Annotated in this window: 11 protein-coding genes; 5 read left to right on the top strand and 6 right to left on the bottom strand. The window is 57.0% G+C overall.

Annotation, left to right across the window (positions count from 1 at the left end; translation table 11 throughout):
- Window positions 1-10: 10 nt before the first annotated feature.
- Window positions 11-166 (top strand): hypothetical protein, encoded by a 156-nt coding sequence (locus A6764_RS16990; RefSeq protein ID WP_162836711.1) that lies wholly within the window; start codon window positions 11-13, stop codon window positions 164-166.
- Window positions 167-271: 105 nt separating this feature from the next.
- Here A6764_RS16990 and A6764_RS16985 read toward each other — a convergent pair whose 3' ends face one another.
- The 4 genes from A6764_RS16985 to A6764_RS16970 all read right to left on the bottom strand — a co-directional run bounded on the left by A6764_RS16985 (window position 272) and on the right by A6764_RS16970 (window position 5094).
- A complete protein-coding gene (locus tag A6764_RS16985; protein ID WP_083989905.1) occupies window positions 272-658 on the bottom strand; it encodes a M67 family metallopeptidase in 387 nt (128 codons plus the stop codon).
- 335 nt (window positions 659-993) lie between these two features.
- A complete protein-coding gene (locus A6764_RS16980; RefSeq protein WP_065068096.1) occupies window positions 994-2610 on the bottom strand; it encodes a hypothetical protein in 1617 nt (538 codons plus the stop codon).
- A 190-nt stretch (window positions 2611-2800) separates the two neighbouring features.
- Window positions 2801-4105 (bottom strand): BMQ_0737 family morphogenetic spore coat protein, encoded by a 1305-nt coding sequence (locus A6764_RS16975; protein WP_238550893.1) that lies wholly within the window; start codon window positions 4103-4105, stop codon window positions 2801-2803.
- A gap of 104 nt (window positions 4106-4209) precedes the next feature.
- Window positions 4210-5094: a glycosyltransferase gene (locus A6764_RS16970; RefSeq protein ID WP_029097557.1), complete on the bottom strand. Its 885-nt coding sequence runs from the start codon at window positions 5092-5094 to the stop codon at window positions 4210-4212.
- A 151-nt stretch (window positions 5095-5245) separates the two neighbouring features.
- Here A6764_RS16970 and A6764_RS16965 point away from each other — a divergent pair, with 151 nt between their 5' ends.
- The gene (locus A6764_RS16965) at window positions 5246-6622 is read left to right on the top strand and encodes a hypothetical protein (RefSeq protein WP_065068097.1); all 1377 of its coding nucleotides are present in this window, start codon (window positions 5246-5248) and stop codon (window positions 6620-6622) included.
- A 142-nt stretch (window positions 6623-6764) separates the two neighbouring features.
- Window positions 6765-7112 carry a DUF1360 domain-containing protein gene (locus A6764_RS16960; protein ID WP_065068098.1) on the top strand — a complete coding sequence of 116 codons (348 nt, stop codon included), beginning with the start codon at window positions 6765-6767 and terminating at the stop codon, window positions 7110-7112.
- A gap of 9 nt (window positions 7113-7121) precedes the next feature.
- Here A6764_RS16960 and A6764_RS16955 read toward each other — a convergent pair whose 3' ends face one another.
- Together A6764_RS16955 and A6764_RS16950 are read right to left on the bottom strand one after the other, a co-directional pair.
- Window positions 7122-8336, bottom strand: a complete 1215-nt coding sequence (locus A6764_RS16955; RefSeq protein WP_065068117.1) for a glycosyltransferase family 2 protein — start codon at window positions 8334-8336, stop codon at window positions 7122-7124.
- Between the two features lie 231 nt (window positions 8337-8567).
- Window positions 8568-9359, bottom strand: coding sequence for an FkbM family methyltransferase (locus A6764_RS16950; RefSeq protein WP_065068099.1), 792 nt, complete (start codon window positions 9357-9359; stop codon window positions 8568-8570).
- Window positions 9360-9603: 244 nt separating this feature from the next.
- On the opposite strand from A6764_RS16950, the gene A6764_RS16945 reads away from it, so the two are divergent.
- Together A6764_RS16945 and A6764_RS16940 are read left to right on the top strand one after the other, a co-directional pair.
- A complete protein-coding gene (locus tag A6764_RS16945) occupies window positions 9604-11001 on the top strand; it encodes a sugar phosphate nucleotidyltransferase (RefSeq protein WP_065068100.1) in 1398 nt (465 codons plus the stop codon).
- Window positions 10998-11945 (top strand): GDP-L-fucose synthase family protein, encoded by a 948-nt coding sequence (locus tag A6764_RS16940; protein ID WP_065068101.1) that lies wholly within the window; start codon window positions 10998-11000, stop codon window positions 11943-11945. Before A6764_RS16945 ends, A6764_RS16940 begins: the two co-directional genes overlap by 4 nt.
- The last annotated feature ends 8 nt before the right edge of the window (window positions 11946-11953 follow it).

Below are 11953 nucleotides of genomic sequence, written 5' to 3'. Positions count from 1 at the left end.
ACGGTGGAGCATGTTTAAGCCGGGGGAACGCGTTGTCTACGCCCGCGACGGGGCCAGAGGGATCGTCATCGCGGTGAACGGGGAATGGTACCAGGTGATCTGGGAGGACACCTTCGTCAGTTGGGAAAAAGCGGACGTGCTCACGAAAGCGGAACCGTTTTCGTAACGACAAAAAAGCGGGAGTCAGCGCTCCCGCTTCTTTCTCATTCCATGTACCGATTTGCGACTGTAAAGAGATGGGACATACCCGGTCGATCAGGACCAACGTCACTCAATAGAGGATGCACCTGAGCGGCGTCACTTGCCTGCCATGGATGCGAAAACAGCCCAGAACCGGCTGTTGTCCGGCAAGGGACAGGACCAGATAGGCAGTCTCGGGATAACAGGCGTGCTCGATATCGTGAGGCGATGGATAAGCGGGAGCGGCCGGATGAGAGTGGTAGATGGCGACAAGGCGTTCCCCTCTCTGTTCCATTTGACCAAAGACCTTGCGTATCTGCTCCTCCTTCATGGAAAACGAAAAGGGGCTTCTATCGGCGTTCTCCATCTTCCAGATGGTTTCCGCCCGTCCGCATCTCCCCGACAGCAGTCCACATGCTTCATAGGGCTGTTCGGCTGCGCAGTGGCCGACCATCTCGCGCCACACATGTCCGGCCATCGGCAGTACGATCTCTGCAGGATTACGGCTTGAAACGCCTCCCGCAGCATCCGCCTGATTTTCCCTGCGGCAATGATTTGACGATGTGCGATTTGCTCCACCCGGGATGTCCTGGATGGGAAACGTTCGGCTGACCGTAGCTGGGTAGATGGGGGTGCGTTTGAACCGGCCTCGTTTGCCGTTGTCTGTAGAGTGCGCGGATCTGATCCGGTGTCATGGAAATCCCTTCCTTTCTTTCGGCGTATACTATGTTTTATTCGTCGTCGGAAATGGAGGGAACGGCGGTTGCACATCGGGGTGCAGTCGGGGGGAAGACGGGCGGTCTGGCAGCGTGGTTACGCGTTTTTAAAGGGATTAAAGGCGGTAAATCCGGGCGTGTTGTGCGGTTTGAGAAAAGAGGCGTGGGCGCTGCTGGACGGCAGTCTCAACACCGGCATGCCGCTTGTGGCCCGTGGCTGTTGCTGGGTATTGGCGGGGGATTCCATCCCCTTTTTGCTTCGCGATTCGCGTGACTGGTAATCGTGGATGGCCTGCCGGTATTTTTCTTCTTTTTCCTGCAATTCTTTGACGGTCTGCTTCAACTCCCGGAGTTCCTGCTGCCATTCCGCTTCCTGCGCCTGCAAGCGGGAGATGGCTTCTTCCTTCTCCATGAGCTGCTGCTGGTATTTTTCATCCCGCTCCAATTGATTCGATACGTGTATCAATTTTTGCTGCAATTCATCGATCTGCTGCTGCCATTCTGATTCATCGGCCTGATGGCGGGCGATGATTTCGTCGCGCTGGTGAAGCAAGTGCGTCAGCGCTTCCTCGTTTCGCCGGGAAGATTCAAGCTGCTGCCGCAGTTCTTCAAGCACGGCATGCCATTCTGCTTCTTTTTGCTTGTAGGCCTCAAGCTGTTGGGATAGGGCTTCGGAGAGTTCGTTTGCACTCCGGGAAGCTTCCAATTGCTGGTTCACCTGCAGCAGCGTCTCATTCCATTCGGCTTCTCGGGCTTGATGGCTGGCGATGGTCTCTTCCTGCTGCCTGAGAAGCTGTGTCTGCTCGGCTTCTTTTTGTTGATACGCCTTCATCTGCTGGTTCAGCTTTTCCAGGGTGTCGCTCCATTCCGCCTCTTGGGTTTGATAGCGGGCGATGGCTTCGTCGCGCTGGTGAAGCAAGTGCGTCAGCGCTTCCTCGTTTTGCCGGCAGGATTCAAGCTGCTGCCGCAGTTCCTCAAGCACGGCATGCCATTCTGCTTCTTTCAGCCTGTAGGCCTCAAGCTGTTGGGATAGGGCCTCGGAGAGTTCGTCTGAATTCCGGTGGGATTCTAATTGCTCGTTCACCTGCAGGAGCGTCTCATTCCATTCGGCTTCTCTGGCTTGATAGCGGGCGATGGTTTCTTCCTGCTGCTGGAGAAGCTGGGCATAGTCGGCTGCTTTTTGTTGATACGCTTTGACCTGCTGGTTCAGCTTTTCCCATTTTTCGCTCCACTCCGCCTCTTGGGCCTGATAGCGGGCGATGATGTCGTCTTTTTGCTTCAGAAGCTGCGCAGCGTCCTCATCAAGCAGCGACTCCTGGGCTTCCCTTGCTTTTTCTTTCCATTCTTCCATGGTTTTCTGCCATTGGGCTTCCTTTTCCTTGTAATAGGAGATGGTTTGGTCTCGTTGTTCAAGCAGGGCAAGCTGATTTGCCTCGTGTTGTTCAAGCTCGTGCACCCGGTCGTTCAGTTGGGCCACAACGCGGTTCAATTCGTCAGCCCTGCGCTGTTGATCTGTCAGTGATCGTTTCAACTGTTCCAGGTGATGGTTCTGCCATTCTTCCCGGTCCCGCTGCTCCTTCAGTTTTTCGCTGGCATGCTGGAGTTCCTCGTAGTACTGGTTCGCTTTCGCTTCGAAAAACTGCGCTTGCCGCTTCAGCAGGAGAAGCTTTTCCTTCTCCGGCTTTGCTTTGCTGGAGGTCTTTTTTTTCAACACCGTACGTTCCTCCTTTGCAGTGTGTGTTCCCCTATAGACATATGTAGGGGAGCGGGAAGTGTGAAAAAGAAGGGAAGAGATAGGCTCTCCGGCAGCCGGATTGGGGTGAATGACGCCTGCCTTTTGATTGATCCAAAAAAGAACGGGAGAAGATCAACTCTTCTCCCGTTTTGTATAAGAATCTGGCGAATTACGGAATGGACGGCGTCGGGATCACATCCGGGAACGTCACGCAGTCTTGGACCAACAGCTGTTCGTCGGGGACAACCGTAAGTGCGGCGGAGAAGACGGGAACACCGGCGCCGTTGGTCAGAACCAGCAGCACGACATCCGGCAGACCCAGACCGGTCTCGGCCAGGACGAGCGTGTAGTTCACCGTTTCCTGCGTGCCTGTAGCTGTGAACGTTCTTACGCCGGTACCGGTAACGGTCAGACCGAGGGCAATGGTCGGCAGGACAATTCCCAGACCGAGGTCCGGCAGAACCGTGATGCACGTCGGCGAACTGATCGTCGTCGGCGTGAGGCTGAAGCTTTGGTCGCCGGGGAAGACGTCAGGCAGCGGTGTCGGGCCAGGCGTGTCGAAGAAGTTGAAGGTGAACGTGCTGGCCGACGGGTTGCAGCTCGGGCAGATGTCGGCGATCAGCTGCACGGTGCCGACTTCCACCGGTGCCAGCGGCGGCAGGCCGAGGCTTACCGCTACGCCGGTGATGAGCGTATTGGCCGTAGCCTGGCAGTCGCAGTTCGCGCGCGGGAAGATCGTCGGGCACTGCGGCGGGAAGACGATCGGCGGGCAGCGGAAACCAGGGCCGGGCGACGGAGTCGGTACCGGAATGTCGTTCGGACGCGGTGCGCAAAACTTCGCCAGAACCTCCAGCTTCACTTCCGCTTCCACCTGGATTTCCTTGCAGATCGTGATCTCCAGTTCTACCATGCCGCCGAGGAGCACGCTGCCGATGGGCATGCACTCGATCGCGGTGATCCGGCAGAGAATATTGCTTTCGTCCAGAGGCTCCGGCAGGCAGAGCACCACTTCGTCATCAAACTGGATGGTAGCCGGGAATTCGCACAGGAACGTACCGTCGGCAAAAATGCGGAGCAACACGGTAGCGCCGAACAGGAACCGGACAACGCCTACGCGGACGACAGCCCCGCCAACCGTGATCGTCTCACGGCGAATGCCGATGACACGGCAGGAAAATTCGGGTGAAATGGTGGGCTGCGGTTTCGGGATCAGCGGGAACGGCGGCGGAACGATCGGTTCCACGCACTGGATGGTAATATCCTGCCCCGCCCGGATGGCTGCGTCTACCAACGGCCGGCAGTCGTCGGGAATGGGAACCTTGTTGCGGTCCCTGTTGGCGAATACAACCCAGTCGTACACCTTTTGGACGCGAATGCACTCTTCCTGCAGATTGTTGGGAATCGGCGGGGGTGCTGTTGGCGTCGGTGTAGGTGTCGGCAGCTGGTAACCCTTGATGGGCTTCACTTTATGCACCAGTACAACCCTTCCTTTCTATAGGGTATTTGATTTTGCATTACATACTATGGAGGCGGCGGGAGATTTGCTTGTCAACGAATGCCCATTTTTTGGCTGCTGCCTTAGAAAGGAATGGCGAACTGGCGCATGAACCAGTCGTCGTCGTATTTGCGTCGCGCGAAATACCGCAGGCGCTGGGCCGCGGCCCCGCCTTGCAGCACCTCGCGCTCGATCCGGTCGGGATCGGCGTGGATGATCAGTTTCTTGCAGGCCGCGATCCGCGGTTCGCTAAAGTGGCTGTACGCCATCCGCAGCATGTTGTAGTACACATGGTCAAACTCCACTTTATAGGGATGGGCTTTCCGGAACAGATGGAGGATCTTGACGGAGGGCTGCACATGGCAGCGGTAGCCAAACAGCCATAATTTTATGGAAATTTCGATGTCTTCAAAGCCCCATACGCGAAACCCTCTGTCAAAGCCGCCGATGTCCAGAAAGACTTTTTGCGGCACGGCCAGACAGCCGCCGGGGAGGATGGCGGACGGTTCCGGACGGTTCACGTGGCGGGTCCAGACTACGCCCAATCGTTGGTCCAGCGTCTGGCCGTAGCCGATCTTGTGGGGCTCGTGCATCGATGCGATGGCGGGAGATACGGCGTCGGTGCGCCCGGACTTGATCAGATCGACGAGACCGTCGATCCAGTAATGAGGAAACGTGAGATGGGCGTCACAGAAAATCAGATAGGTGCCTTTGGCGTGTTCCGCTCCCAGATTTCTCGCTGCTGCCGCGCCGATTCCGGGCGTGGTGATCAGCTTGACCCGGCCATTCTCTTCTTCTGTTTGCAAAAAGGCGCAGCAGTTGTCCGTTGAACCGTCATCCACCACGATGATCTCATACGGATAGCGCGATTTCGCGGCGCGAAGCGATTCAAGCGTGGTGCGCACGTTGTTTCCTTCATTTTTGGCCGGAAAAATGACGGAAACCAACGGCAGGTGTTCGTCCGACATGGGATCACTCCTTTCTCCTGACATGGTATGGCGGAACAAAGAAGGGGGTACCCGTCTTCCTGAAAATGACCGCGTCACGCCTCACGCATGGTGCCGGCTGTTCATACACTAGACAGCGGATGGGGAAGTACCCATTGAAGGAGTGAATCACATGGACGTCGAGGTATATTACGCGGGACAGCGCAGCGGGACCATGCCGTACACGTCGGTTCCCGCCTTTCGCCTGTTCTGCAAACAGAACGGCTTTCAGATCAGATGGGATGCCGAACAGAAGCGGATCGATCTCGATTCCGGACTACGGGGGAAGGTGTGTGTCCTGGCGGCGGGGGGAGCCGGAAAAGACGCCTCCTACGAATGGGAGATCGTGAACAGGGTGCAGGCGTTTCTTTCCGATTACGGGGCGGAGATCGTGATGGGAGAACCGGCGAAGATCCTCAAAAAGGATGTGGCGATCCGCTTCAGCGTCAAAGAGATCCGCGCATCCGTCCCCCCCAAGTTGATCGTGTTTCGCAGCGAAAACGAGTCACGCAGGACGCTGATTGACTGCCTCCACCATGAATTGAAGCAAACAGGAATGACCTGCGTGGTGAAACTGCAGCGGGAAGCCCGCTCTGCTTCCTCCGGTATCGCGATTCAGTTTCAACTCCCCCAGGGAACGGATGCGGAGCAGCGAAAGGCGTACGGAGAAAGCATCGCCTTTTACCTCTCTTCCGGGATTCTTCACTACTTTCTGACCGGGCTGCGTATCTCGCCGCTGTCGTACCTGTCGCTCCACCTGCTGAAAGCCTTTGGGGGCGGAGCCGCTGCGGATGATGCGGATTCGGCGGATGTAGCGGATTCAGCGGCGGCGGAAACGGCCGCATACAGCGGCGGGACGAGCGAACAGCAGGAAGCGGCACCGACGGAACCTGCGGAGACAGAGGCGGCTTTGAGCGCACAGACAACCGAAGCGCAGCCCGATCACGACACTGCTGCAGCCAGGACGGACGAGGCGGAGCCGGAAGCCTCTTTGCAGGGGGCAGGCCCCTTGCCCGAAACGTTCCGGCAGGCGGAAGCAAGCCGTCTGGAAGCAGAGGTGTTTTTCGACTACACCGTGCTGCGGTCTGATGTGGAAAACCGGCCGTTTTTGCTCATCGGCAATATTTGCGTAAAAAATACGGGGACAGAAGCGCTGTACAATCCGGTCGTCTGTCTTCGCGCCGACCCCGCCGACAGCATCAAGATGGGGGGGCAGATCCTGCCGCCCAATCTGGTGGAAACGCTTGGCGTGCAAAGTACTGCCGGGATCAAAGGGTGGAGGTATCTGGAGGATGACTGGTTTACGCAGGCGAAAGAACGGGGGGAGTACTGGATGGGTCCGATTCACCCGGTGAGGATCGAGCCGAAAGCAACCGAGACGTTTCAGAATTTCCAGTTCTCCGTCGTCAAACCGGAAACCGGAAACACCGTGACGGTCGAGGGCTATGTGTTCTTCCAGGAACAGGGGCTGCAGTTCGCGGCCAATAACCGGATTGCCCTTTCCTTGTAAGCGAAAAAGCCGCCACTTTCCGGGGAACGTGATGGCTTTGTTTGAGCGTGTTCCCTGGTGACTGGCTCTGAATGTGCCGTCCCGATGGTACGCGAAGTAAGATGGAGAGAACAAGAAAGGATCAGGAAAAGGAGTGGGAATAATGGGAGGCGTTTCGTGGCTGGATTTGGCGATTCTGGTGCTGGCCAGTTTTCGCCTGACCCACTTGATCGTGTTTGACGAAATCACCTCGTTTCTGAGAGCGCCTTTTTTTACGGAGAAGTATGAAACCGACGCAGCCGGCCAACTGATCCGGCACATCCATTTTCGGGGGGAAGGCTTCCGCCGCTGGCTGGGCATGCTGCTTAGCTGCCATTGGTGCGTGGGCATTTGGGCGGCGGCGGCAGTCGTCGCTCTTTACGTCTATGTACCGGCCTCCTTTCCCTTGCTGCTCATTCTCGCCGTTGCAGGCGCGGCGGCCGTGATCGAGACCAAAATGTACATGGGCTGAAGGGGACGGCTACGACGTGCGGGACGCATGCTGAACCGTTTGATAGAGCCGTGCTTCATCGAGAGAAAGGGGAAGCACATCCTCCGCGACGAAGCTGACCTGCCTCTTCATCGGGTACACCTGATTCGCAAGCGAGACAAACCGCGAAGAAAAAATCGCCACCTCGTTTTTCAGCCGGCTCCTGTCAAGCGGCACCTCCAGCGAGAACGACGGCGTCGTGATCTGGTGAACAGCTGCCAGCCGTCCGTTGACCACGACCGAACACTGGAAATTGACCCCCTGCTCGTTCGGGGTAGGGATGTGCTGGGACGATCTTCCCCTGACAAGCAGCAGGTGCGCCGGGCTGCTCAGATCTGCTTCCACGGCAACCGTGAACATGGGCGGGACCCACAAATCCTTGTACCGGTTCATGTGCGTGACCTTGGGAGTATGTTTGCAGGAGGCGTTGGCCTTGATTTGGCGCAGCAGGGAGAAGGCGCCCATGCGCAGGTAGGGGGCCGCGTACCTCATCCACGTATTCGAGATTGTTCCGAAGTGCTTGACGACGGTTTGCAGCACTTCCGGAATCCCGACCGAGTGCCATTGGGTAGCGGTTTTGGAGCTCTCGTGAACTCGGGTATTTGCCAGATGCTCGGGGATGTACCCGATGGTGTAGTGTTTGGCAATCCGAATCCATAAGTCGTAATCCATGCAAAAATGAAGGGATTCGTCCACACCCCCCACCTGTTGAAACACATGCTTGCGGAAAAACGCGGCGGGCTGGCAGACGCAGCAGCTCTCATACAGCCGTTGGAGCGTGGCGGGGCTGACGGTGAGCGAGGAAGATGAGCGGCTGTTCTTGTTGATGACAAAGCAGTTGCCGTGCACCATGGCCCATTCCGGATGCTGCCGCAATGCCTGTACGGCTTTCCGGACCGCTCCCGCCACATACGTATCGTCGGAGTTCAGCCAACCGATAATCTCCCCCTTTGCCATGGCCACCCCTTTGTTGACCGCGTGGGACTGGCCCCGGTCAGGCTCCGACACGAAGCGGAACCGCTCCCCCCGATCGCTGTACTGCTGCAGGAGGGCGGCCGTGCCGTCCGTCGATCCTCCGTCCACCACGATGTGCTCGATGTTCGGGTAGTCCTGGTTCAAAACGCTTTGGATGGTTTCCGCGATAAAGCCGGCCTGATTGTAGGAGGGGGTGATGATACTGACGAGAGGAAGATCCTGTTGGGACATACGTCTCACTCCCTTGCCAAATGGAATGCGGGTGGAAAAGGGGGTACCGGGTCTTGCATCCGGCGGGCCGTTAAACAGCATGAACGACTCGTCGCTGTTGAGGATCGCGGCCGTTTCCAGCAGCATATCCGCCCGTTTTGATGACGCTTCTCGCCTGAGACAATGTCATCGCTGATGGCCTCGCGGATGTCGTCTTCGGTCCACGTTCCTCCCATGGAAGAAAGCCTCCTTTCATTTTCTCAGACAGATGTCGTAGAAGCCTTTGTACTGGGCGTAGTAATCGTCGTAGATCGCCAAAAGCTGTTGGACGGAAACAGGTTGCTCACGGCTGAGCTCGATCCGCGAAAAATGCTGCAGCACCCGCGCGGCGTCTTCCCTGGTGGTGCCGTACCGGTACAGGTGATAAGGGGAGTACTCCGCAATGATCGTCGTGTCCTGGCTCACCAGCGGCATGCATGCTTCGATGATGGCGAAGTCGGCACCCTGCGTGTCAATCACGATCAGATCCATCAGCGGGGGAAAGCTGACGCCGTAACACTGCTTGAAAATCTCCACGGGATTGACCATCTGGATCTTGTACGGCAGGCTGCGGAAGATCGACACTTCCATGTCGCTGCTTTTCGGCATGGCACATCGGTGATCGGACGAGTCCCAGGCGCTCTTGAAAAACGAGATGTACTGCCCGCTTTTTCCCAGTGCGTAGGGAAACGCATGAATGTTCTGAACCTGGTTGAGATGAAGGTTCACCGTCAACAGGGCGAAATTGAGCGGATCAGGCTCAAAGCAGTAGATGGTCGCTGACGGCTCAGCCTTTGCCAGATAGATGGCCGCGGAGCCAAGATGGCCCCCGGCATAGAGAACACGGCATTTCGGCTTTAACAGGCTGCGCGCATGTTCCAGCGAATCGCTCCAGAGGCGGTTTCCGCTGCGAAAACCGGCTCCCGCCACTTTGTCATCGAGATGGGTGATCAACTGAATGGTGAGATTGTTCAACGTCACGTGTGCGATCGAAAAAGGATACAAACCCGTTCCTCTCCTTTCATGACCCCGGCAGGTCATGCAGAGTTTGGTGGAAGCAACTCGTGTCACTGTGCCATTGAATATGATATGTGCGAAACCGTCGTTTTGAAACGGGACAGCTTCATTATGCGGCCGTTCATCCCGGCTGAAGAGAGAATACCTATTTTTGTCCGTTTCGATATCACCCCTCTTTCCTTGTTCATAAAATAGTGCAGGCCAAGACAACAATCGGACAGAGGTGCAGTGGATGAAACTCATATTGCTATCAGGAGGGTCCGGAAAGCGGCTGTGGCCGTTATCGAACGATGTGCGGTCCAAACAGTTTCTGAAAATGCTGCGCAATCCGAACGGCGAGTTGGAATCCATGGTGCAACGGCTGTGGAGGCAGTTGGATGCCAACGGCTTGCTTGATTCTCTGTACGTTTCCACCAGCAAAACGCAGGCGGACCTGATTCAGAACCAGTTGGGGACGACGGTGCCGCTCATCCTTGAACCCAAGCAGCGTGATACGTTTCCCGCGATCGCGCTGGCCGCGAGCTTTTTGTACTCCAAAGAGGGCGTTGATCTTCAGGAAACCGTCACGGTCATGCCTGTCGATTCATACGTCGGGGATGATTTTTTCGCGATGATCAAGCGGCTGGAGGAAGTGCTCGATCAATCGGGAGCTGATCTCTCGCTGATCGGGGTTACGCCCACGTATCCATCGACAAAATACGGCTACATCGTCCCCGCTGAGGAGAAAGCCGACCGAATACAACCGCAGCCGTACCGCGTCCGTTCGTTTACGGAAAAGCCGTCAGAAGAACAGGCAAAGCGGCTGTTGAAGCGGCGTGCGCTCTGGAACTGCGGCGTGTTTGCATTCCGCCTGGGGTATATCATCAACGAATTGGAAAAAAGAGGATATTCCGTCATGTACGACACGCTGGTTCAGCAGTACGAACAACTGCCCGCCATCAGCTTTGACTACGAGGTGGTGGAGAAAGCGGAGCGGGTCGTCGTCATTCCGTACGATGGGTATTGGAAGGATTTGGGGACCTGGAACACCATCACGGAGGAAATGACTGTCAATCTCGTCGGGAAAGGGCACCTGGACAACGGGTGTACCAATACCCACGTGATCAATGAATTGGACCTGCCCGTTGTCGTGATTGGAACCTCCGACGTGGTGGTGGCGGCCAGTCCCGACGGCATCCTGGTATCGGATAAAGCCAAAAGCCATCTCGTCAAAGAGATTGCAAAAGAGTGGAACCACCGTCCGATGTTTGAAGAGCGCCGCTGGGGGTGGTATCAAGCGATCGGCTACCAAACCATGGACAGCGGGGCCGAGGTATTGACAAAGCGGCTTCACATCGATGCGCAGCGGAACCTGAGCTACCAGTATCATCGACATCGCAGCGAAGTGTGGGTAATCGTCGCCGGCGAGGGTGAATTTGTGTTGAACGATCGTCTGCGGCATGTCCGGGCCGGGGACGTGCTGGAAATCCCGGTCGGGGCCAAGCACGCGATCAAGGCCGCTGCCAACCTGGATATCATCGAAGTGCAGATGGGAAGCAGCCTGGTGGAAGACGACATCGTCCGCCTGTGTCTCTCGTGGGAAGAGATCATGCGGCGGGTAAACCGTGACGAGCAGGAGGGAGGAGCATGAAACGCTGGATTGACAAGACCATCATGGTGACCGGAGGCTCGGGCTTTCTCGGTTCCCACGTGGTGGAACGGCTGAGGGCGGCAGGCTGCGGCCGTATCATCGTCCCGCGAAGCCGGGATTACGATTTGCGCAAGCAGCAGACGGCCATGTCGCTCATCGAGCAGACAAAGCCTGATTTGGTCATTCACCTGGCGGCTTCGGTTGGCGGAATTGAAGCAAACCGCAAAAATCCGGGGGCTTTTTTTTACGACAACTTGTCCATGGGCATCCATCTGATGGAAGCGGCCAGGATCGGCGGCGTGGAAAAATTCGTGGCCTGCGGAACGATCTGTTCCTATCCCAAGCACGCTGCTGTTCCGTTCCGGGAAGAAGCATTGTGGGACGGCTATCCGGAAGAAACAAACGCTCCCTACGGGTTGGCCAAGAAGATGCTCCTGGTGCAAAGTCAGGCCTACCGGCAGCAATACGGGTTCAACTCGATTTTTTTGCTCCCCGTCAACCTGTACGGGCCGCGCGACAACTTTGATCTGGAGACGTCCCATGTGATTCCGGCGTTGATCCGCAAGTGTGTGGAGGCCAAGGAGCGTAACGACGATCACATCGTCGTCTGGGGGACGGGACAGGTCACGCGCGAATTTCTCTATGTCGAGGACGCCGCGGAAGCCATCGTGCTGGCGGCGGAGCATTACGACGGCGATCAGCCGGTCAACATCGGCACGGGAGAGGAAATCTCCATCAAAGACCTGGCGGAGCTGATCGCCAGGGAAACGGGCTTTACGGGCGAGATTCGCTGGGATTCCGGGAAGCCGGACGGACAGCCGCGCAGATGCCTCGATGTCCGGAAGGCCAAGGAGTACTTCGGGTTTCAGGCCCGGGTGTCGCTGCGTGAGGGATTGCGCAGGACGATTGCGTGGTACGTCGCGCAGCGGGCGCAAAGAGGCTAGCAGCCCTG

Origin of the sequence: Brevibacillus sp. WF146 (assembly GCF_001673705.2) — a bacterium.
Lineage (GTDB): Bacteria > Bacillota > Bacilli > Brevibacillales > Brevibacillaceae > Brevibacillus > Brevibacillus thermoruber.
Note: the sequence above shows the minus strand (reverse complement) of the source record. Positions and strands in the feature narration are given on the sequence as shown.